Here is a 22,571-nt window from a genome sequence, read left to right as displayed (position 1 = left end):
CCATTATAATAGCGCAACAAATACGGCTGCTGTCATTCCAAGTAGCATACTTCCTGCCAGAGAAAAGCTGTCCAGCCAGGCCACTTTCTTTTTCTCGATAAAGAACGTAAACACTGCCATGACAACCGCCGACACAATCATAACGATAATCGGTATGTAATCCCCGGTAAATGTAAATACCCCATTTTCAGATACAAACTGTCCCAGATAGCGTCCCACATAAGTGCTGACAAGACCAATAAACATTGCTTTCATGGCCATATCCCCAAATCCTGCCCCGGAACTGTTCTTCTGGTCACTGAGTTTTCTGGTGTATTTTTTGTTAAAGAAAATAGAAAGCACCATTCCCCAGATGATGCATACGCTCATCAGAAGCGCAATCGTTGTAAAGGCAGTGGGTGTCATTTCCGCGGCGGACAGGGATGACATTCCTACCTGCTCTGCCGCTGCCTCTGCAATCTGCGTCTCATAATGAAGCGCACCGATCACCGATAACCTAAGCCATGGCCACGGTGTTCCCAGACAACCGGACAAGGCAATCACACCAAGCAGAATTCCCACACTGGGCAGTATGGAAAAGGTGATACTTGATATAATCGCCCGATTCATATTTGTGGTATCCATGCCGATTGCCTTTCCCGCCCGATAAGCCCGCACAAGGAAAATGATACAGACAATTGCAACAAATGCCACAATGCATCCGCATATAGCATACATTGGTATGCTGTTCAATTGATTCAAAATAGACATATAGATTTCCTCCTAAGTGTATTGTTTAACTTTATTTTCTTTACTACTTGCTTACTAATTATACAGGCATGGCGTAACTTCTTCAACGAATGTTTCCGAAGAAGGTAATGGAATTTCAAGTTAGATAAATAAACATTGGGATATATGGTTAAAATCAACAAAAAATCGGCGGATATGACAAATAAATTGACAAAACTGTATAATTTTGATATAATAACAATATTCTAATAGGAAGGACTTGACAGCTATGGCAAAAGAAATTAGACTTTGCACAGCACAGCACAGCACAGCACAGGCTGTTTTCTGCCGTGTTTTAATTTAGGTTCTTTTATAAATCTGAATAGGTATCGTAGCGTCTTCTGACATATTTTAGTATGTTAGAAGACTTTTTTTGTTTGAAGCAGTTTGGTGAGAAACTGATTTCATTGCACAAAAACATGGTCGTAAATAAATTTTAAAAGCGAGGGTATCATTATGGAATTAAAAAGCATAAAAAATGAAGAGAAATTTATGAATTCAATTATGTTTCTGACAAATGCTGTAGTGCCAATTGCTGCATTTGCTTTTGTCATGTTATTCATTAACGGCAATAATAAAGATTGTATGGTTTTGATTATGATTTTGTTTGCCGGTTTAACAAAATTATTTGAAAAGAAATTGGAGAAATATGCAAAATATATATATGCATGCATTATACCTGTATGTGGTGCAATAACTATTGCATTTGCAAACGATCATGTGTACAGCAGCAACTTATAAAACAAAAGATTTTTACTTTGGACGAACCCTCGATTATGAATTCTCTTATGGTGATCAGATAGTAATTACACCACGTAATTATGCGTTTAATTTTCGCCATGTTGGCGATATGAAAAATCATTATGCAATCAGAATATACCAATGAAAAAAACAGAATATCGTCTGGATGAACAGATCCGCCAGGCATTTCTTTCATTGGAAACAAAATGGACAGAAAAAGAAATTGGTTTTCAGGTAGAATTGGAGGAAGTTAAATATACTGGGAATGAAGGACTTTTTATGCATATCTGGATAAATCTTTTGGATAATGCGATTAAGTTCAGCCCTTCAAAGGGGATAATTACGATGTTTCTGAAACAAGAACAGGATTCTGTTAAGTTCATTCTGGAAGATGAAGGACCAGGAATAGAGGATGATGTAAAATCCAGAATATTTGACAAGTTCTATCAGGTAGATGGATCTCATAAAGCAGAAGGAAATGGCCTAGGTCTTGCACTTGTAAAACGGATTGTAGATAGTGCCGGAGGAACAATCAAAGCAGAAAACCGTGAATATGGTGGATGCAGATTTGTTGTAGAGCTTCCAATACAGAAAGATGAGGCCATATAAGTTTAAGAAAAACAGATAGAGGAGGAATTACATGACATTTTATCAGGAATTGCAGTTAAATCAGGCAGGTTCTAAAAATCTGTTGAAAAAGAGTGAAACAGTGAAAGAAAAATCATATCATATGTGGGTATATCTGGTGAAGATAGCTGTTACAATGGCATTTTGTTTTTTATTTGTTACTATTTTCAGTATCTTATTTGGAAATGAGAATAGTATTGTGGGTGTAGTAGTTTTATTATGCCTTATGGTATTTCGGAATGCGGATCTGGGGATCCACACCGGACAATCTACGATGCTTTTGGCTTTGTTCTTTGTAATTATGACTGTATGTCCGCATTTAGCAAATCAGTTTTCACCGGTATTGGGAATGCTGTTAAATATTGCGGCACTGGCTGTGTTGATTCTGTTCGGATGCCATAATCCATTCATGTTTAATCAATCTACATTGGTTCTTGGGTATCTGCTGCTATATGGTTATGATGTTACGGGAAAAAGCTATCAGATGCGATTAGTCGGAATGGCTTTAGGTGCAGCACTTACCTGCTTCGTATTTTATCGAAATCATAAAAACAGAACTTATAAAAGAAATCTGAAAGATCTGATACAAGAATTTGATATCACTTCTTCCAGAACAAAATGGCAGATATGTCAGATTTTATGCGTACCGATTGTCCTTTGCATTGCAGAACTTTGTAATATGCCACGTGCAATGTGGGCTGGTATTGCGGCCATGTCCGCGATTTTGCCATTTATGGAAGATATGCACTACAGAGTCCGTAAAAGGATTGTCGGAAATATTGCAGGTGTTATATGTTTTACAGTATTATATTTTCTGCTTCCTTCGTCAATCTATGCATATATAGGAATTCTTGGTGGAATCGGTGTAGGACTTTCAGCACAATATGGCTGGCAGGCAGTATTTAACACATTTGGTGCTTTAGCCATTGCTGCAGAGACTTATGGACTACAAGGAGCGGTTAGTCTTAGAGTGATTCAAAATGTTTTTGGTGTTGTGTTTGCATTAGCATTTTGTGTTATATTTTATTGGTTTATGTCAAAAAAAAAGGAAAGTGAGGCGACCGTACATGCAGAGTGAAGTGAATCAGGAAGAAAATTTGAATAGAATTATTACGGTTCCTAATCTTCTTTCTTTTTTTCGGCTTTGCCTGATTCCGGTAATTATATGGAGCTATTGTGTAAAGAAAAATCCTCTGTTAGCTGGAGAAATCTTATTGCTGTCTGGTCTTACGGATCTTGCTGATGGATATATCGCAAGAAGATTCCATATGATTAGTAATTTGGGAAAAATACTTGATCCGGTGGCCGATAAGCTGACACAGGCAGCGATGTTAATCTGTCTGTTTACTCGGTTTCCGCATATGCTTCTTTTAATCGTAATAATGGCAGGTAAGGAGCTGTATATGGCAGTCAGTGGATGTCTTGTGATACGAAAGACAGGAAAAGTACACGGTGCAGACTGGCATGGAAAGATAGTAACCTTTTTATTATATGGAACTGCAGCGGTGCATATTATATGGTTCCACATTACACCTATGGTATCAGATCTGTTGATTGGTTTGTGCGCTATAATGATGGTCATATCGGTCGCTCTGTATATTATCCAGAATACCAGGACTCTTAAGGGAGAGACTGTATAAGCAATTTTATATTGCAATGACTAGAAAAATATTTAGGAGAAGATAGATATAAACAGTAAGTCAAACACACAAACTATGGAGTCTTTAGTCGGTTTAATAAAATTTTAGATAGAAAATAAATCATTATAAAAAGATCCTGTTCATACTATGATATATAGAACAGGATCTTTATTTACTTTATTTCGCCAGGAAATTACTCTGTATCTCCATAGGCATATGGTAAGCCTGGCCTCGTTTTGTCAGGCTGTATAGTTTAAAGCTCATGAGTTCCGGAGTCGCATTCAAAGAGCTGCAGAGTCCGAAATAATCCAGGTCTTCGTTCTGAACCATATCTTCGATCTCCTCATCATTAATCAGAAGATCGGCAGCAAACAGATTGGCCTGGTATTCTGTATTATCCGTCATATTGTAGAGGGTATCATCTTGCATTGGAGCCATTTTCAGCTGGGAACGATGCAGGATGATATGCCCTAATTCATGGGCGGCAACGATCATCTTTTCTTCTTCTGAAAGGAAACTGTTGATCATGACATAGATTGTCTTACAGCTCATAAAACAGTATCCTTTCAGTGTCTTATATCTGGAAGTTTCACCGACCACAATGTTCATCTGATCCATGATCTCAAATGGATCTCGGGTTCCATATTTCTTGATTAATTTCTTTGTTTCTGTATATATGTAAGTGTTTCTCAAATAAATCACCTCAAAAGTAAAAAATAAAAAGGGCAGAAATATCCTTGTAACTATAAGGTAACAGATTAGGTGTACAATAATCCCGCCTTCTATTATTTTTCCTCTTGGTTTTTCAGATATTTTTTCGGTGTAAATTTCTTTGCACGTCTTTTGGAATCCAGATAAAGGCTCTGGATCTCATCCATAAAAGCTATTTTATCTTCGTCTGTCAGTGATCCACCAGCAAACATAGCTGCAGCCTGTTCCAGAATCTGCTGAGCCTGTTTGGCACCGCGGTTACCAAACTGTTCGGATGCCTCTGTGATAAAAGCTTCATTCTCACTCATGAGATAAGAAACATCACACTGTAATGCATCTGCCAGTTTCTGATACAGAACATTTTGTTTTGGGAAACGTCCTTCTACTTCCCAGGATCGAATGGTCCTATATGAAACACCAACCATGCTGGCCAGTTCCTGCTGACTCATCTTTTTTTCTTTTCTTAATGATCTTACTTTTTCACCGAATGTCATAAACATACCTCTTTCTAAGCCTTGTCTTATAAGTTTCATTAGCCGCTTCAAGGCAAAACGGGAAATGTGTCTCCTAAAAAATAAAAATTAATCTTGACAAAGGGAAATATCTCTCCTATAATGTGAATCACAGATAAGGGAAACATCTTTCCTATAAGATACACAATATTTCCTCTTTTGTCAATGAATATGTGGAATGAATTTCCTATATTTTAAAGAAAACAGAAAGGATGCACAGTCATTGACAGTTAAAATGGGATACATGTTACAAAAAGAGGAAAGACGTATGGGAGGTGACAATGTGAGTCAGGATCAGACTTCTATTATCTGTATTGATCTAAAGTCCTTTTATGCTTCTGTAGAATGCGTAGAACGTGGACTGGATCCGTTTAAAGCAAACCTGGTGGTTGCAGATCCGACCAGATCAAAGTCAACAATCTGCCTGGCAATCACTCCAGCTATGAAGTCTCTTGGCATCAAGAACCGGTGCCGGATCCATGAGATACCGGATTGTGTGAAGTACATTACAGCCATGCCGAGGATGCAGTTGTACATGGATTATTCCGCAAAGATCTATGGAATCTATCTGCGGTATATCTCAAAAGAAGATATCCATGTGTACAGTGTTGATGAGTGTTTTATTGATGTGACAAACTATCTGCAGCTTTATCATCTCACTGCAAAAGAAATGGCGGTAAAGCTTATGCAGGCAGTCATGGAGGAAACTGGCATCACTGCAACTGCAGGTGTGGGAACCAATCTGTATCTTGCTAAGATCGCAATGGATATCGTAGCAAAGCATGTGGATGACCATATCGGAATCCTGGATGAATTCTCTTACAGAGAGAAGCTATGGGATCATAAACCATTAAGTGACTTCTGGAGGATTGGATCCCGGACTGAAAAAAAACTGGCCGGTTATGGAATCCATACGATGGGCGATATTGCAATGGCTTCTTTAAGATCCGAAGACTGGCTGTATAAGATGTTTGGGATTGATGCAGAGCTGTTGATCGATCATGCATGGGGCTATGAAACATGCCGGATGAGTGACATCAAGAACTATCATTCGGAAGAGCACAGCCTTTCAAATGGTCAGGTGCTGATGCGAAACTATTCTTTCGAAGATGCACTTGTGATCGTAAGGGAAATGACAGACAACCTGGTCCTGGATCTGTTTGAAAAGGGACTGGTGACAAGTTCTATCACCTTATGGATTGCATACGACCACAGGTATGAGCATGAGGTATCTAAAGGAACCGTAAAACTTGAAAGAGGAAGTAACAGTTCCAAAAAAATCATAGATGCAGTGGCAGATTTATATCTCAGGATTGCAGACAAATATACCGGAATCCGAAGAATCGAGGTGTGTGCGAACAGGGTTGCTCCTGAAAGTTATGTGCAGTACAGCCTGTTTGATGATCCCAAACAGACCGATAAGGAACGGCATTTACAGGAAGCAGTATTGAATGTAAAGCAGCGTTATGGAAAGAATGCGATCATGCGTGGATCCAATCTGCTGGAGTGTTCCACCTATAGAGAACGCAATGAACAGATTGGTGGTCACCGTGCTTAGAGGAGGTGCAAAAAGTGCTGGCAAGTGCATATCAACCGTATTTATATTTACCAAGACCGGTTTCCAGGAGGCATCCCATGGATGTAGGACGCAGGGCAAAACAGTTTGCTCCATTTGCGGCACTTCGTGGACTGGATGAAACGATCCGGCAACAGGAAATCATTTACGAACCAAAAAGAGATTTATCTGAGGAAAAGAAAAATGAGCTGGATATGAAATTAAGAATCCTGGCATATGGAATGAAGATACAGGCAACTTATTTTCAAAAATCCTGGAAGGATCCATTAATTGGTCAGTACCATACATTATCTGGAACCGTAGAATTTTTTGATCCATCAGTCCACTTACGGATCGATGATACTGAGATTCAGATCCAGGACATCTGTGATCTGACTGGGGATGTATTTGAAACTATAGAAATATCATGTTAATTAATCACAGCGGAATTTTTTATACTGGAAAGAGTGAGTGGTAGCTGGTGGAAGGATAAAAAAGGATGCACAGATTGACAAAGCAGATCTGATCAGAATAGAAATCGTGCTGTTCGTGCAGCTTTGGCACTTACGGAATGGATGGCATGATGCTCATAAGGCGGATTTGATTTCCCTTTGGTCCGTTGAGTAATAAATGGAGAAATATCTTATTGCTTAAAGGAGGAAGCCTATATGGGATCAGGTGCTATTAAATGGCATGTACACTGCTCTGTATGTGGAGCATTTATTGAAAAGAGCGCACAAAGCGATTCAGAAGTGGAGTGCAAAAAATGTCGCAGTACATTGGAAATATTTGTAAAGGATGATATGGTGTCGGTTCGTCCGATCCACATCCGAGATGAACAATTAAAGTCCAGGATGCGGACGTATTCCCGAAAGATGATGAATCAGGGATCATAACAGAATAGAATGAGCTGTCTGTAGTAAGCGTTGGATTTGGCAGGAACCATCAAGAACGCACCAGACAGCAAGAGTTTGTCAAGGAGCTGAACCTGACTGGAATCACTAAGAGCCCGGCAAAACATTTACGGATACACTGCAAGATCAGAAGTATTTTCTGGTTTTGGAGATTGTTGAAGTATTTGTTTTGTCGGGCTTTTTTGACGTATTTCGAAAGATTTTTAAATTTTTTGTCGTACCCCACTGTAAAACAGGCTCTCAGCGTTTCGTTATATAGAGGTTGAATTCTTTTTTGCAAAAATAATTGTAAATAGAGATTTTGATAATATGACACAAAGGAGGAAACAAAGATGACTGAAATCGAATACCAGGAATTTGTAAGGCATTGTCCTTACGATGCTATGGGCGATTATTCCATGTTTCGCAAAGAGCAAACAGAGAATAAATCAGAAGGTGCACATAGCAACTGAATAAGCCAGGCAATCTGGCAAACCTAATCTAAACGCAGATACATGCGTTACAAAGGAGTCACGGACTCCCGTTCAAAAAAAACGGGTGAGTTCGTGATCTCTTGTGCTGCAGTTCTTTATGTCTGTGCAGGAATTTTATAAAAGATGGAATGGACCACCCGGAGCCGAAAGGCAGAAAGGTGGTCATTATGTTGACATTAAAAGAACTGAAGAAAATCGTGAAAGTTGCTGATATGGAGAAAAGAATCCCAAGCGTGAAATCCTTGAAAGAACACAAAGTTGTAGTAAAAGAAATGATCAATGCAGATACAACGATCTCTGTTTATGATCACGGATATGTGCTTTATACAGCGGGAAATCAATCAACCGTATTTCCGCTTCATAGTTGTGATGACTATGAATATGTGAGTGTAACTGGCGATAACAAGGAATTCAATAAAGAGTTCTTTGATAACGAGAACTGGTATATCCGTCTGCTGATGGAGGCTGAAGACCGTATGACATACAGCCAGAGCAAAATCAGCACCAATCATGGTGTATTTTCTAACAGCGATGTTACAGATGATGCGGAGATTATGAGAGGATCTTCAAAAGATTTTGTTGACGATGTTATCGACAGAGAAATTCTGCATGCGCTGATCAAGGAATTGACAGAGAGGCAAAAGATGGTACTCAATCTGGTTTATTTCGAAGAAATGCGTCAGCAGGATGTCGCAGATTATCTGGGAATCAAACAACAGAGTGTAAATGACCTTCTGAACAGAGCATTAAAAACGATGAAAAAAAGGCGGAAAACGAAGAATTTTAAAAAAATTTCAAAAAAATTGAATTAGACCACTGTAAAACAGGCTCTGAGCGTTTCGTTATATGAAGGGTTTGCATAGAACACCTTCATGTACCTTGAAAAATGAATAGCCTGCCCGGAGTGATATTTGATTTGAACATGCATAGAGCGAAAAGCTGCGTGTCTGCCAGAAGAAAACGTATCAGAGATGGAAACTGATATAGGAACGGATCCGGGAAAGAAAACAGGAAAACGCTTAAATCTTAAATCAAAATAAAATGTCTGAATCTAAAAAGAGGATGACAGTAGAAATCATGTGGCGGTATTTGTGACAAACAGGTACCGCCATATATTTGTGCTGTTATCTCAGCTTGTGCTGACTGTCCCAAATAGCACAAATTTCAGGAAAGGAGGCGATCATCTTCGTATAAAAGATAATATGCAGAAACTAACAGATAACCATACACAAAAGAATCAGAAAGGAAGGATTTAAGAGAATGAACGTGAAAAAGAAAGCACGCAGGGTGATGTCCGGTTTACTGACTGCAGTAACGGTTCTATCGACGGTACTCTCTCCCGCTGTTGCCTATGCTTCTGATGATGCTGGATCTGTAAAAAAGATTCCGTATTATGAGGAGATCAAGGATCAGTTGGATGAAGATGAAGTGGTAACTGCAAAGGATTATGAGATCAAGGTTGGAGACAATTTCGATGTAAAGAGTGATTATACCGGTCTTACGATCCAGGATGACAGCAAAGTAAAAGTTACATTTCAGGAAGCAAAAGATGCGGACGGGAATGATTTTTCTACCGATTATGCCAATTCCTATAAGGCAGTCTATTATGTAGAACCACAGACAACGGATCACCCAACCTACCAGATCAATCGAAAGATCGTGGTAAAAGAAGCGGATCAGCAGAAAGATTCGCAGTCAGAAAGTTCTTCTGATCAGGATGCTGGTTCTTCCGATAAGACAGAAACTGAGGATTCTGAGGCTGACTCGTCTACAGAGGAAACTGGTGCTGCTGAAACGGAGAGCAAAACAGAACTGACAGAAAAAGAATTTGATGCAGAGATCGAAGCAACTGAAGACCAGGAGACCGTTGATCCGGAAACAGGGATCACACTCTCTGAGGTCATGCAGGAAGCGGTTGACCAGGAAGTTGCTCTTGCAGATCTTGAAGCAGGCGAAAGTATTACTTTCGATATGCCAATGATGCTTGCTTCTGGTGAGACAGGAACAAAATCAGTCACCGTCACAGCCGGTTCCTGGTACTATTACGCAGATTATGGATTAGGTTCTTATCTGACTTGTCCATATTATGTGAAATGGGGAAGCATCAATGCGACAGCATACTGTGTTGAACCATCAAAAAAAGGACCGGGAAATGGAACTTATACGATCCAGAAACTTGCCGATGGAAAGACACTTGCAAAGGTCTGCTATTACGGAACAAAAGCAAGTGATGAGAATGGTTTCTTCGATGAGAAACATCCGAATTTTCCAGCAGGAAAGAGATTCATTATTACGCATCTTGCAGCGGCTTATGCAAATGGATCCAGTGACTGGGCATCCGGAACCAATGCAACAGGAAAGAACCTGGCAATGGAGCTTTACAATTATTGTGTAAATATGCCGGACATTCCGTCTGTAGATATGAGCTTTTCCGAATCTAATGTAAAGGCTTATGTGGAAGGAAACAGCCAGCGAACAAGCGTGATCACATTCAAAGCAGATAAACTGCAGACAATCACATTTAAGTTGCCAAGCGGTGTAAAGCTTGTAAATGTGACAACCGGTAAAACCAGTGCTGCAGGAGCAAGTGTAGAAATCAGTGGAGGTACACAGTTTTATCTGACAGCACCACTTGATCAGGCAGAGAGCGTCAGTGCTACATTTTCTTCTCAGATGAAGGGAAGTATTGATAAAGAATACTCTGCTTACAAGATTGTGACAGGATCCGGAACACAGGATCTGGCTCTTGTTTTCGGTGAAGGTGTCGGAAATGAGAAATATGTGGATTTTAAAGTAACCTGGACAAAAGAATGTAAGGTATCCATTGTAAAGAAAGACCAGGATACAGGCAATGCACTGGCTGGTGCAGTGTACGGGATCTATTCCGATGCTGCATGTACAAAGCTGATTGCAGAGATGCCTGCAACAGATCAGAATGGTGCTTCACAGCTCACAATGGAAAAGACACAGGAAGTTGTTTATCTGAAAGAAATCTCTGTTCCAACAGGATATCAGATTGATACAAAGTCTTATAATGTGACTCTTGCTATCGGAAAGACAACGACTAAAAATGTAACAGACAAACGTGTAAATGCAAAGATCAACATTGCAAAACAGGATGCTGAGACAGGGAATGCAGCACAGGGGGATGCAACGCTGGAAGGTGCAGTATATGGCCTTTATGCAAGGGAAGATATTGTTCATCCGGATGGAAGAACCGGAACGATCCATAAGAAAGACAGCCTGATCACATCCCTGACAACGGATAAGAATGGCGAAGCTTCTGTATCGGATCTCTATCTTGGAAAGTATTATCTGAAAGAGCTTAGTGCTCCGGTGGGATACGTACTGGATCTGACAGAACATGAGGTGGACTGTACTTACGAAGGTGCTACTGTTCCGACAGTAGAAAGAACTTCTGTATGTAAAGAAACCGTCATCAAGCAGCCGTTCCAGATTATCAAGGCAGCAAACAACGGGAAGACCGATGCAGACCTTCTGCAGGGAGTTGGTTTTTCGGCATGGCTTGTCAGTGATCTGAAAGTAAAAGCAGATGGAAGTTATGATTTTGATTCAGCCAGACCAGTTGTACTGACTGCAGATGGCCAGACAGAAATGTTTACCGATGAAAAAGGATATGCAAGATCGATTCCGCTTCCATATGGAACTTATGTGGTAAGAGAGACCACAAGCAAACACAACTATGCACCGGTCGATGATTTTGTAGTGAAGATCACAGAGAATTATCCGGATACACCGCAGACATGGCGAGTGCTTCTGGATAAAGAATTCAAAGCAAAATTAAAGATCATCAAAAAGGATGCAGAAACACAGAAATCTGTACTCCTGGCTAATACTGAGTTCAAGGTATACGACCTGGATAATCAGAAATATGTGGAACAGACAACATCCTATCCGAAGCCAACGGTACACAAATCCTATTTCACAAATGAGGAAGGATACCTGGTACTGCCGAGAAATCTGAAACCTGGTAACTACCGGATTGAGGAAGTGACGGCACCCGATGGGTACACAATATCCAAAAACTATGTGACAGTTGCAGTTGATACAGATACTGCTTATCTGACCGATCCTGTCACAGGAGATGCAGTCATTGATGTGGAATATACCAATGCCCCGGTCAAAGGTCAGTTAAAGATCTATAAACAGGGTGAAGTGTTAAAGAGATTTGATAAGGACTTCCAGTATGAAATGGCTGGACTTGCAGGTGCTGAATTTGAAGTCTATGCGGCAGAGGATATCTATACTGCCGATCATCAGGTAGATGCAGATGGACAGAGAACTTTGTATTTTGCAAAGGATGCACTGGTGGCAACCGTTACAACGGATACAGATGGTTATGCAACTGTAAAGAATCTTCCACTTGGCAGATACTATGTCAAAGAGAAGAATGCACCGGACACTTATGTGTTAAATACGGTGCCGGAAAATTTCGAATTTGCTTATGCAGATCAGGATACTGCAGTAATCGAGAAAGAAATCTCTGTCACAGATGAACGACAGAAAGTGTCGATTACGGTCGAAAAACAGGATGCTGAGACAGGCAATACAGTAGCTGGAGCAGTATTCGGTATTTATAACACAAAAGACATCCAGACGAAAGATGGAAAAGTGATCGTCAAAGCAGATACTTTTTTACAGGAAATGACTTCTGATGAAAAAGGTCAGGCAGCATGTACACTGGATCTTCCACTTGGAAGCTATTATGTAAAAGAACTGAAAGCACCAGATGGATTCGTATCTTCGGATGAAGTACTGAGATTTGATGCTTCTTATCAGGGGCAGGATGTACAGACAGTAACATTAAAATCCGTAAAGAAGAACCAGCCGACAACTGTTGAGATCACAAAATCAGATGCAACAACCGGTGTAGAACTGGATGGAGCTTATCTGAAAGTAACGGATAAAGATGGAAATGTAGTAGATAGCTGGACATCTTCCAAAGATGCACCGCATGTGATTAAATATCTGAAAGTGGGTGAGACTTATACCCTACATGAAGAGTTTGCACCGCATGGTTATCTGGTAGCCAATGATGTGACATTCACAGTCAAAGATACCGGAGAGGTTCAGAAAGTGGAAATGAAGGACGAGGTACCGGTTGGTGAACTCATCATCAACAAAAAGGGAGAATTTCTGGATTCTGTTACACTGGGCGATAAGGTCAAAGGTGTGGTGGAACACATTTTCAACTATGTAACCGGAAAGCTGACAGATGTTACTTTTGAAGTCTATGCTGAGGAAGACATCAAGGCTGCCGATGGCGTCAGTGACGATTACTATAAAAAGGATGAACTGATTGCAACGATCAAGACAGATGAAACCGGTATTGCAAAACTGGAAAATCTTCCACTTGGTAAATACTATGTGAAAGAAACAGGAACTGCTTACGGTCATGTACTGGATGGTGAAATCCGTCATGTAAATCTGACTTACGTGGATCAGAATACACCGGTTGTAGTCTATGACAAAGACTGGCAGAACAACCGTCAGAGAGTAGAAGTCAGTGTACTTAAGAAGGAAAAAGATTCTGACCGTACACTGGAAGGAGCTATCTTTGGATTATTTGCCAAAGAAGACATTAAGTCTGAGACAACTGGTAAAGTCCTGATCGAAGCCGATGAGATCATTGAACTGAAATCTACGGATGAAGAAGGAAAGATCACATTTGTTGCAGATCTTCCAATAGGAGCCACTTACTATGTAAAAGAACTCTATGCACCGGATGGATTCGTAACCAACGATGAAGTAAAGGAATTTACTTTTGAGTATGCAGGTGAGAATCAGCCGACTGTAACCTATGATTTTACCTTTGAGAATCAGCCAACCGTTGTAGAATTTACCAAATCCAGTCTGACAACCGGAAAAGAACTTCCAGGATGTAAGCTGAAAGTGGTAGATGCCGATGGAAATATCGTGGATGAATGGACTTCCGGTAAAGAAGCACATGTGATCCGTGAGCTGGCTGTCGGAAAAGAATACGCACTGGTTGAAACAAAACCGGCCGATGGTTATGTGACAGCTGAAAGCGTGAAGTTCACCATCAAAGATACTGCCGATGTGCAGAAAGTTGAGATGAAGGATGATGTGACGAAGGTGAAAATCTCCAAACAGGATATCGCCGGAAAAGAACTTCCGGGAGCAAAACTCACGATCCTTGATCAGGATGGAAAAGTTGTGGAAAGCTGGACCAGTACAGAGAAAGCACATTACATCGAAATGCTTCCAATCGGAAAATACACTCTCCGTGAAGAAACAGCACCGGATGGCTATCTGGTTGCAAAAGATGTGGAATTCGAAGTAAAGGATACTAGTGAAGTACAGCATGTAACCATGGTAGATGAGGAAAAACCGGCAGAAAAGACACCGGAAGGTGGAAAACCTGTCAGTGATTCACCAAAGACTGGGGATAACACCAATCTGTGGCTGTGGTTTATGCTTCTCGGCATTGGTGCGACTGGTACAGGAGTCCTTGCATTTATGAGAAAAAAGAAACACTAATCAAATAAGAATGAGCGTTCATGGAAACCGAAAGGAATCTGTGGACGCTTTTTTAGATGGGAGAAACCATGAGAAATATCATTATTTTTGTTGCTCTTCTGGGAGCAGCGGCAATATTTACAGTTTTGTATTGTCTCATTGCTGCCGGAAGTCAGGCAGAGAAAAAACTGACAGAAATCATGAGAAAAGAGGAAGAACAGAATGAAGACAAATAAAGATCTGATCATAGAACCAAATGCAGCTATAGAAGGAAGAAAGTACAGCGAAGAAAAGCCATGGTCCTGTAAGTACTGTTACTGGTGGGGAGGCAAAAAGAAAGGCTGTAACTTGAAGCAGTGCCATTATCTGCTTCCTGAAAAGAAAAAAGCGGTAAAAACAACACCATGTGGTGGCTGTCCGTATGGAAAACATGTTCCATGCATCGGATATTGTATTGCCCGTCTTCATTCTGAAATGAAAGGAAAGAAAGGACGTGGGTAATTGCAGGAAGAAGTAAATCAGAAAGTGATCAGCCTGAGCATCCAGGGAGTCAAGATCACTGCCAGTGTGCTAAAAGCAGCCCTTCGGAAGTTCCTGGAAATGGACAACCGGAGGAAACAGAAAGCAACGCAGGTGAAAATGGCTGAAAAGACCGGACGGGCCCAGGAGAAAGGAAGGGAAAAAGCCCGAAAAAAGATTGAAAAGAAAAAGCCACATGGAAAGCAGACCATCAAGCAGCTGAATGCACAGGGAGTACAGCTTTCCAACATAAAGATCACAGATGAAAATATCAAATCCTTTGACCGTGTGGCAAGAAAATACGGGATTGATTACAGCCTGAAAAAAGAAGTCGGTGCGGATCCACCGAAATATCTGGTCTTCTTTAAGGCTAAAGATGTGGATGTGATGACAGCGGCTTTCCGGGAATATGCCGGAGTAGAACTGAAAAAGAAACAGGTGAAGAAACCATCGGTCAGAAAGAAACTGCAGAAATCTGTAGAAAGAAAAGCAAAGCACCGCCAGCGTGTGAAGCAGAGACAAAAATCCAGAGGTCAGGAACGATGATGCGGGAGAAATTACAGAAGATCCAGATCAAACGGCTGGTGATCTTAAATCTCCCATATTTCTTTATCTTCTATGTAGCAGATAAAGGATCCTGGCTGTACCGGCATTGCCTGGGAGAAAGCATGGTCCAGAGACTTGGCGTGATGTTAGTCAATTTTCGACTGGCATTTTTAAGCTGGCTGCCAAGTATCGCTTTGCAGGACCTTACAGTAGGTGTTCTGGCTGCAGGTGCATTAAAACTGGTTGTCTACTATCGTTCTAAAAACGCAAAGAAGTTCCGGCAGGGTGTGGAGTATGGATCTGCAAGATGGGGAAACAGAAAAGACATCGAACCCTTCATGGATCCGGTTTTTGAAAACAATGTCATCCTCACAGAAACAGAACGTCTGACCATGAACAGCCGACCAAAAGCTCCGAAGTATGCCAGAAATAAGAATGTGATTGTTATCGGTGGTTCCGGATCCGGAAAGACAAGATTCTATGTGAAGCCCAATCTTATGCAGATGACGGACCACGTATCCTATGTGGTCACCGATCCGAAAGGAACGATCATCGTTGAATGCGGGAAGATGCTGGTAAATGGAGGATACCGGATCAAGGTATTAAATACGATCAACTTTAAAAAGTCCATGCATTACAATCCGTTCCATTATATCCGGAGTGAAAAAGATATCTTGAAGCTGGTCAATACCATTATCGCAAATACCAAGGGTGAGGGCGAAAAATCAACGGAAGATTTCTGGGTCAAGGCCGAACGTCTATTGTATTCTGCACTGATCGGATACATCTGGTATGAGGCACCAGAGGAAGAACAGAACTTTTCTACTTTGTTGGAATTTATCAATGCCAGTGAGACCAGGGAGGATGATGAAGAATTTAAAAATGCAGTGGATGAATTGTTTGAAGAACTGGAAGCAGAAAATCCGGAACACTTTGCAGTAAGGCAATATCGCAAGTACAAGCTTGCGGCCGGCAAAACTGCAAAATCGATTTTGATTTCCTGTGGTGCCAGACTTGCACCATTTGACATTCAGGAACTAAGAGAAATCATGTCGTATGACGAAATGGAACTGGATATGATCGGTGATCAGAGAACAGCCATGTTTGTCATCATCAGCGATACCGATGATACATTCAACTTTGTGGTAGCGATCATGTACACCCAGCTCTTTAACTTGCTTTGTGATAAAGCGGATGATGAGCATGGAGGCAGGCTCCCTTATCATGTACGGCTGCTTCTTGATGAGTTCAGCAATATCGGACAGATTCCAAAATTCGACAAGTTGATTGCTACGATCCGAAGCAGGGAAATCTCCGCTTCTATCATCTTGCAGTCACAATCTCAGCTGAAAACTATCTATAAGGATGCTGCTGAGACGATCACAGGTAACTGTGACACCGTTCTTTTCCTAGGCGGAAAGGAAAGCTCCACACTGAAAGAAATATCAGAAACCCTGGGAAAGGAAACCATTGATCTTTATAACACATCAGACACCAGAGGCAGCAATCGGTCCTATGGACTGAACTATCAAAAGACTGGAAAAGAACTGATGAGTAGAGATGAGCTGGCGGTCATGGATGGAGAAAAATGTATCTTACAGCTTCGTGGAGTCCGGCCGTTTTTAAGCAACAAATATGACATCACAAAGCACAAACGGTACAAAGAGCTTGCCGATTTCAATAAGAATAATGCGTTTGATGTCGAAAAATATCTGGCACACCGACTGGTGATGTCGAAAGATACAGAATTTGAAATGTATGAAGTAACTGTAACACAAGAAGATGTATCAGCGATTGAAGCTGAGGAAGGTGAGGACTGATATGAAAGAAAGAATTCGAGCACCCTGCTACTACTGATAAGGGTACAAAAAGGTCTGAATAAAAGGGAAAGGAGTAGAGCCAAACGCTTACAGACCATAAGAAAAGCGTTTGTTCATACATTTGATTATGGCTTTTTTTAGCAGTGCAATCAATATCCTTCAGACACTGGTCGTTGCAATCGGTGCCGGTCTTGGTGTCTGGGGTGTAATCAACCTGATGGAAGGTTATGGAAACGACAACCCGGGTGCAAAATCCCAGGGAATTAAACAGTTCATGGCTAATTAAAGGGAACAAAAAGAAAGGGAATGCACAATCCAGACGGTATCAGCGGCAGGCTACAAGAATAAATTGTGATTTCACAAGATTGGTGTTATAATAAGAGAAAAGTTCCTGCCGGGGCAACCGCCCCGGTGGTATGGATAGAAAGGCAGGAAAACAATATGCACATCAGCTATAAACCACTCTGGCACACACTGTTAGAGCGTGATATGAGAAAAGAGGATTTAAGGCTTGCTGCTGGTATGACAACAAATATGATTGCCAACATGAGCAAAGAGGGAAAGCACATCAGCATGGATACATTAGCCCGTATCTGTGAAACTCTGAATTGTGAGATTACTGATGTGATTGAGTTAGTACCAGACGAGCCTGCTTCCACAGGAGGTAAGGAACATGAGCGAATTGAAACCAAGAATAACGGAAAACGGAATTGATTATATCCTTGTCGGAGATTACTACATTCCAGGCTTGAAACTGCCGGAGGAACACCGCCCTATCGGAAAGTACGGACGAATGCACCGGGAATATTTAAGAGAAGTCCACCCAGCCAGATTGAATACATTGATACTGACCGGAGAATTGTTGACATATCTTGCAGACCTGAATGAACAGGCACAAAAACGGTTAGACACTATCATGGAGCAGATGAAAGCTACCGAGGGCGTGACAGAGGAATTGAAGTGTACCCGACAAATGGAATGGGTGCAGCGTTGCAATAACATTCACAACAGGGCAGAAGAAATTGTTTTGTATGAGATGATTTATTCATAACGGGAGCAATTAAATCGGAGGTATATAAGATGATTGAAATTGTATTTGGTGAAAGTGCCTGTGGAAGTTTGAAAATTGCCCAAACTTACGGCAAGGGAAAGTATAGAGGAAGTGCTGTTTCAATATTTATGAGGCACGAAGACGGGAGTGTTCCATCTTCAGATGAAATGAAAAAGGCACAGCTTCAAGCACAGGAACAAGAACGCATTGCTTGGGAGAATGCTATTCCATTGGGAGGCAAGAGCAGTGATGTTTATTGTTTTGATATGGCTCTTAGTGTGGGAGATATTTCTGATAATGGAATTGGCGAACAGCGGAAAAATATTTTCAAGAAAATGCTGTCTGTCTGCTTTGTAGAGGATTTAGATTATCAGGTTGAAGAAAAAATACAGAAAATTAAAACTACATTGACCTCAGTGATTGAACGATATGTAGCTGGGGAAGAAATTCGCATTTGGTATAGCTATAATCCAGATGAGCTTTGTGGTATGTATTGGCTTATGAAACAACTTCAACCATTAAACTGCCAGACAACAATTTATTTGGTTAAGTTACCTACATGGGAATATGGAAAAGAAAATACTATGACATCCAAAATAGCATGGGGCGAGGTCTCTCCTGGCGAATGGGGAAACTATATAACTCTACAAGAGAAAGCTAATCCTGTATTTCTTTCAGCTTGTACTATGAAATGGAATCAACTTCAAAATGAAAATGCACCTTTGCGTGCAATGTTAAATGGTAAATTGCAAAGCGTTTCAGAAGATATATATGATAGTTTCATTCTTCGTGAAATTGCGGAACAGCCAGAGCAATTCAAAATGGCTATTGTCATAGGTAATGTTTTAGGAAAATATCAACTTGGAATTAGTGATGTATGGATTTCCAATCGCATTGATAAAATGCTTGAAGATGGTGTGTTGGAAATTATACAGGACGCACCAAAGGGAGAAACAAATTATCGCCGAATATTAAGAAAACGAATGAAATAATAACCACAGCACAAACCGCTGCTACATGGAATCCAACAAACCATGCAACAGCGGTTTTCCTTTACCGTTTTTTCCTCTGGCTGATAGGCGTTCCCATTTTCTTTGATTTTTTGAGAATACGAATGAACCAGCGAAATTCTTCTTCTGACAGGTTTTTATAGTTGATACCAAGCTGCTTGCAGTAAAGGATAACCAGTTTTTCATCTCGACTGCCCTTGAAATTTTCGACCGCTTCCAGATTTTCTTTCAGTTCATCGGCAACGGTAGTTTGGGGCGCACTCTCGCTGTCCTTTTTGTGGAATTCCCGAATATCCCGGATAATCAGGTTGAGGTCATCCAGAACCATGTGACTGAAATACTCATCATCACTGATATGTGCGGCTTGCAGCACCTTCAAATGCGGGTCATCTTCGCCGGGGCGATACCGTTCAATAATTTCATGCCGGACGGTATCAACAAGGGAGTTGAGATTTTGGATTTGCATGGTGGCAATCCCGTCCACATAAATCTCAATGTCCGCAAGAAACTTGATAAAGTCCTTATGGGTGGCAAGTTCGCAGAGCAGACGGTTGTTAATCCGACCGCTTTTCAGCAGTGCCACCATCTCATCGTTCAAATGCAGCTCCGTCAGTGGCGTGTTGATCTGCTCCCTGTTCTCTGTCCGGCACAGCAGATAATCGACGGAAACCCCATAGAAGTCTGCCAGCGTGATAAGGTTGCCATGATTGATTTCCTTATAATCCTCTTTTTCATAACTGCCAAGGGCTGATTTAGAAATGCCCGTCAGCTTTGATAGTTCTTCCAGATTTAAGCCTTTGTCTTTGCGGAGTTCCCAAAGGCGTTCCTGTATGCTTGTTGCAACTTTCATGGGCGCACGCTCCTTTCCGGTGGTTTTATTTCTGCCGTTTAACTGGATTATATCACACTTTCCGCAATCGTGGAAATTTCTGATTTTCCCCCTGATTCCTACTTTGTGGATATACGGCACAGGGCACAAAAATGTTCTATGATACAGGTAGTTCATCGATGGATTATTCCAATCGAATGACCAGCCTGTGTGGGATATGCTTCCCCGGCGATGTAGCGCCATGACTTTTGGCAGGGATATGGAGGAACCCTGACCGAAACGAGCGTACCAAAGGGAGCGATACGCCGCTGTGAGATTCAGGGGAGGAACGACACCGGGGAGAACTGGCGAACTGACACCGAAATGATACCGAAACACGACAATTTGATAGGGAGATAGTCTACCCTATCGCTGAGACTTCGGGAGATTTTAAGCGGCTCTATGGCTGTAATTTTGCCGAAAATCGCCCCGAAACCATACACGAAAACGGGAGGAAACGTAACATGCCGAGAATGAGCAAAAAGCGGAAGCATGAGCTTTCCTTTTACCTCAATGACCGGGGGCGTGTCACTTACAACGAATTATGCCGGAAATGCCAGCATGGGTGCAAGCAGAGCTTCCGGGCGGTTGTGATTGACTGCCCCCGTTATTTATCCAAACGAGCAAAGAAAAAGGAGGAACACACCGAATGAATTTTGAATTTATGACGATAGACACACCATTGCCGCCCTGTATGCCATTTCCCAGAGCGTTGACAGGATTTCCAGTCAGCAGCACCGCAAAGGTCATGTACTGCCGGATGTTGGACGCTATGCTTTTCAGAGGGCAGGCGGACGAGAACGGGATTCTTTTTGTCTGCTTCCCTATCACAGCCATTGCCGCAGTCCTGTCCCGCAGCCTCATGACGGTCAAGCGTTCTTTGAATGAACTGGAAACCGCCGGACTTATCATGCGGGTGCGTCAGGGCGTGGGAGAACCGAACAGGATTTATGTGCTGATACCGGGAAAGGAGGGCGCTACCCTTGCCTGATACCTCAAAGCTGGGAAAGCTCAACCGGGAGTTGGAGAAAAGCGAAAAGAAACTGCGGAAAGCCATCAATGATGAAAAGGCATTGCAGCACCAGTTGAAGCAGCTTACCCGAAAGGAACGGACGCACCGGCTCTGTACTCGTGGCGGTATGCTGGAAAGTTTTCTGCAAGAGCCGGAACGCCTGACGGACGATGATGTCATGCTGTTGCTGAAACTCATTTTTCACAGGCAGGACACGCAAGATATATTGAAAAAACTGCTGGAACGGGAGAAGCCGGAAACCCCTTAGTTTACTAAGGGCGCAATTATACACCACCCAGAGGTTGGTGCATTGCGTTCTCCGAAGGCTCCTTGCAGGAGGGCTGTGATTTTCCGCAGCCACGGTCTGCTCCAAATCAAACAGGGGACGCTACACTTCCCCTGCGCTGGCTGCCGCCAGCTACCCTTTTGTGGACTTGCCATCTGGGGACACCTTGCGTTGCAAGCTGTTCCCAGCCGATAAGTTTCATAAAATATAATGCAAATGGAAAGCTAACTTGACATAAAAGAACTATGTGATATAATGGAAGCATGGAAAGTTAACTTTCCATAAGAGAGGAGGATGACATGAAAAATCGCCTGGAAGAATTACGAAAGCAACGAGGCATAAAGCAAGAAGATTTAGCAAATGCATTGGAAGTATCACGACAGACCATCGGCTCTTTGGAAAACGGACGCTATAACCCATCTATTCAGTTGGCATTTAAGATTGCCAGATATTTCAACATGAGTATTGAAGAAATTTTTATTTACGAGGAGGATTGATTATGAAAAAAAGGTTGTTGATTTTAATGACAGTTACAGGAATGATTATTCTACTGGGAGGATTGCTAACATACGGTTTGGGAGTACATGAAATAATACCTGTGCCACGTCCCGACTTAATAGTAGTAGGTACATCTCTCATTGGAATTTTGCTGATTGTATCTGGTGTGTGCGACTTGTTCGTTAAGAAAACCAAAGAAATGGAAATAGAGGAAAATGACGAGAGAAATATTTCGCTTAGTAATGCTGCTATGGCAAGTGGCTTCAAGGTAATGAATGTTACGATTGCTGTTTCTATTTTTGCTTTGATTTTCACCGGATATATGACAGTAGTCCCATGTTTCACTATTATTGGGGCTTATGCTATTGGACAAATTGTATTTATTGTGCGACTTTGGTACTTGCACAAAACTATGTAAATGTATTACTAAATACCCGCCGCCCCCAGCGGCACAACAAGCAGGAAATCTGAAAAGGTATCCTGCTTTTTCTATGTCCAAAAACGGAAAGGAGGAACACA

At 41.5% G+C, this 22,571-nt stretch carries 25 protein-coding genes and 2 pseudogenes; 23 read left to right on the top strand and 4 right to left on the bottom strand.

Annotation, left to right across the window (positions count from 1 at the left end; genetic code table 11):
* Nucleotides 1-3: 3 nt before the first annotated feature.
* Nucleotides 4-750 (bottom strand): DUF5058 family protein, encoded by a 747-nt coding sequence (locus EHLA_RS07945; RefSeq protein ID WP_096240149.1) that lies wholly within the window; start codon nt 748-750, stop codon nt 4-6.
* 474 nt (nt 751-1,224) lie between these two features.
* On the opposite strand from EHLA_RS07945, the gene EHLA_RS07940 reads away from it, so the two are divergent.
* From EHLA_RS07940 to EHLA_RS07920, 5 genes and pseudogenes are all read left to right on the top strand, one after another.
* Nucleotides 1,225-1,509: a hypothetical protein gene (locus tag EHLA_RS07940; protein WP_096240148.1), complete on the top strand. Its 285-nt coding sequence runs from the start codon at nt 1,225-1,227 to the stop codon at nt 1,507-1,509.
* Nucleotides 1,487-1,639, top strand: a pseudogene (locus tag EHLA_RS07935) (linear amide C-N hydrolase); the annotation flags it as partial. The gene EHLA_RS07940 and the pseudogene EHLA_RS07935, both read left to right, overlap by 23 nt.
* A pseudogene (locus EHLA_RS07930) lies at nt 1,636-2,118 on the top strand (sensor histidine kinase); the annotation flags it as partial. The pseudogenes EHLA_RS07935 and EHLA_RS07930, both read left to right, overlap by 4 nt.
* 31 nt (nt 2,119-2,149) lie before the next feature.
* Nucleotides 2,150-3,214 (top strand): FUSC family protein, encoded by a 1,065-nt coding sequence (locus tag EHLA_RS07925; protein ID WP_096240147.1) that lies wholly within the window; start codon nt 2,150-2,152, stop codon nt 3,212-3,214.
* Nucleotides 3,204-3,776: a CDP-alcohol phosphatidyltransferase family protein gene (locus EHLA_RS07920; protein ID WP_006427153.1), complete on the top strand. Its 573-nt coding sequence runs from the start codon at nt 3,204-3,206 to the stop codon at nt 3,774-3,776. Before EHLA_RS07925 ends, EHLA_RS07920 begins: the two co-directional genes overlap by 11 nt.
* A 177-nt stretch (nt 3,777-3,953) precedes the next feature.
* Here the strand turns inward: EHLA_RS07920 and EHLA_RS07915 are convergent, their stop codons facing one another.
* Together EHLA_RS07915 and EHLA_RS07910 are read right to left on the bottom strand one after the other, a co-directional pair.
* Nucleotides 3,954-4,478 (bottom strand): ImmA/IrrE family metallo-endopeptidase, encoded by a 525-nt coding sequence (locus EHLA_RS07915; protein ID WP_242970694.1) that lies wholly within the window; start codon nt 4,476-4,478, stop codon nt 3,954-3,956.
* 83 nt (nt 4,479-4,561) lie between these two features.
* Nucleotides 4,562-5,020 carry a helix-turn-helix domain-containing protein gene (locus EHLA_RS07910; RefSeq protein WP_096240145.1) on the bottom strand — a complete coding sequence of 153 codons (459 nt, stop codon included), beginning with the start codon at nt 5,018-5,020 and terminating at the stop codon, nt 4,562-4,564.
* Nucleotides 5,021-5,234: 214 nt separating this feature from the next.
* Here EHLA_RS07910 and EHLA_RS07905 point away from each other — a divergent pair, with 214 nt between their 5' ends.
* From EHLA_RS07905 to EHLA_RS07850, 13 genes are all read left to right on the top strand, one after another.
* Nucleotides 5,235-6,557 carry a DNA repair protein gene (locus EHLA_RS07905; protein ID WP_096241590.1) on the top strand — a complete coding sequence of 441 codons (1,323 nt, stop codon included), beginning with the start codon at nt 5,235-5,237 and terminating at the stop codon, nt 6,555-6,557.
* A 14-nt stretch (nt 6,558-6,571) separates the two neighbouring features.
* Nucleotides 6,572-6,988, top strand: a complete 417-nt coding sequence (locus EHLA_RS07900) for a hypothetical protein (RefSeq protein WP_242970693.1) — start codon at nt 6,572-6,574, stop codon at nt 6,986-6,988.
* 234 nt (nt 6,989-7,222) lie between these two features.
* On the top strand, nt 7,223-7,450 hold the full coding sequence (locus EHLA_RS07895; protein ID WP_005334838.1) for a hypothetical protein: 228 nt from the start codon (nt 7,223-7,225) through the stop codon (nt 7,448-7,450).
* A gap of 619 nt (nt 7,451-8,069) precedes the next feature.
* Nucleotides 8,070-8,753 (top strand): sigma-70 family RNA polymerase sigma factor, encoded by a 684-nt coding sequence (locus EHLA_RS07890; RefSeq protein WP_096240141.1) that lies wholly within the window; start codon nt 8,070-8,072, stop codon nt 8,751-8,753.
* A 448-nt stretch (nt 8,754-9,201) separates the two neighbouring features.
* The gene (locus EHLA_RS07885) at nt 9,202-14,463 is read left to right on the top strand and encodes a SpaA isopeptide-forming pilin-related protein (protein WP_096240138.1); all 5,262 of its coding nucleotides are present in this window, start codon (nt 9,202-9,204) and stop codon (nt 14,461-14,463) included.
* 68 nt (nt 14,464-14,531) lie between these two features.
* Entirely contained in the window at nt 14,532-14,678 is a 147-nt protein-coding gene (locus tag EHLA_RS16365) for a hypothetical protein (protein WP_162290843.1), read from the top strand.
* A complete protein-coding gene (locus EHLA_RS07880; protein ID WP_055297478.1) occupies nt 14,665-14,943 on the top strand; it encodes a hypothetical protein in 279 nt (92 codons plus the stop codon). The genes EHLA_RS16365 and EHLA_RS07880 overlap by 14 nt, the downstream gene beginning before the upstream one ends.
* The gene (locus EHLA_RS07875) at nt 14,944-15,507 is read left to right on the top strand and encodes a PcfB family protein (protein ID WP_055163285.1); all 564 of its coding nucleotides are present in this window, start codon (nt 14,944-14,946) and stop codon (nt 15,505-15,507) included. It begins immediately after the preceding gene.
* The gene (locus EHLA_RS07870) at nt 15,504-17,327 is read left to right on the top strand and encodes a VirD4-like conjugal transfer protein, CD1115 family (protein WP_096240136.1); all 1,824 of its coding nucleotides are present in this window, start codon (nt 15,504-15,506) and stop codon (nt 17,325-17,327) included. The genes EHLA_RS07875 and EHLA_RS07870 overlap by 4 nt, the downstream gene beginning before the upstream one ends.
* Before the next feature lie 127 nt (nt 17,328-17,454).
* The gene (locus EHLA_RS07865) at nt 17,455-17,613 is read left to right on the top strand and encodes a Maff2 family mobile element protein (RefSeq protein WP_096240134.1); all 159 of its coding nucleotides are present in this window, start codon (nt 17,455-17,457) and stop codon (nt 17,611-17,613) included.
* Between the two features lie 155 nt (nt 17,614-17,768).
* Nucleotides 17,769-18,041: a helix-turn-helix domain-containing protein gene (locus EHLA_RS07860; RefSeq protein WP_002593556.1), complete on the top strand. Its 273-nt coding sequence runs from the start codon at nt 17,769-17,771 to the stop codon at nt 18,039-18,041.
* The gene (locus tag EHLA_RS07855; protein WP_005335912.1) at nt 18,001-18,378 is read left to right on the top strand and encodes a TnpV protein; all 378 of its coding nucleotides are present in this window, start codon (nt 18,001-18,003) and stop codon (nt 18,376-18,378) included. Before EHLA_RS07860 ends, EHLA_RS07855 begins: the two co-directional genes overlap by 41 nt.
* 29 nt (nt 18,379-18,407) lie before the next feature.
* Nucleotides 18,408-19,370 (top strand): DUF3658 domain-containing protein, encoded by a 963-nt coding sequence (locus EHLA_RS07850; protein ID WP_005335911.1) that lies wholly within the window; start codon nt 18,408-18,410, stop codon nt 19,368-19,370.
* Nucleotides 19,371-19,431: 61 nt separating this feature from the next.
* Here EHLA_RS07850 and EHLA_RS07845 read toward each other — a convergent pair whose 3' ends face one another.
* Entirely contained in the window at nt 19,432-20,238 is an 807-nt protein-coding gene (locus tag EHLA_RS07845; RefSeq protein ID WP_008372835.1) for a helix-turn-helix domain-containing protein, read from the bottom strand.
* Between the two features lie 482 nt (nt 20,239-20,720).
* Between EHLA_RS07845 and EHLA_RS07835 the strand changes: the two genes are divergently transcribed.
* From EHLA_RS07835 to EHLA_RS07815, 5 genes are all read left to right on the top strand, one after another.
* Nucleotides 20,721-20,909, top strand: coding sequence for a hypothetical protein (locus tag EHLA_RS07835; RefSeq protein ID WP_002304353.1), 189 nt, complete (start codon nt 20,721-20,723; stop codon nt 20,907-20,909).
* Nucleotides 20,906-21,247, top strand: a complete 342-nt coding sequence (locus EHLA_RS07830; RefSeq protein WP_005335900.1) for a DeoR family transcriptional regulator — start codon at nt 20,906-20,908, stop codon at nt 21,245-21,247. Before EHLA_RS07835 ends, EHLA_RS07830 begins: the two co-directional genes overlap by 4 nt.
* On the top strand, nt 21,240-21,536 hold the full coding sequence (locus tag EHLA_RS07825) for a DUF3847 domain-containing protein (RefSeq protein WP_005335898.1): 297 nt from the start codon (nt 21,240-21,242) through the stop codon (nt 21,534-21,536). Before EHLA_RS07830 ends, EHLA_RS07825 begins: the two co-directional genes overlap by 8 nt.
* 317 nt (nt 21,537-21,853) lie before the next feature.
* On the top strand, nt 21,854-22,051 hold the full coding sequence (locus tag EHLA_RS07820; protein WP_002595107.1) for a helix-turn-helix transcriptional regulator: 198 nt from the start codon (nt 21,854-21,856) through the stop codon (nt 22,049-22,051).
* Nucleotides 22,052-22,053: 2 nt separating this feature from the next.
* Nucleotides 22,054-22,470: a hypothetical protein gene (locus EHLA_RS07815; RefSeq protein ID WP_002595106.1), complete on the top strand. Its 417-nt coding sequence runs from the start codon at nt 22,054-22,056 to the stop codon at nt 22,468-22,470.
* Nucleotides 22,471-22,571 lie beyond the last annotated feature (101 nt).

Source organism: Anaerobutyricum hallii (assembly GCF_900209925.1).
GTDB lineage: Bacteria > Bacillota > Clostridia > Lachnospirales > Lachnospiraceae > Anaerobutyricum > Anaerobutyricum soehngenii.
Note: the sequence above shows the minus strand (reverse complement) of the source record. Positions and strands in the feature narration are given on the sequence as shown.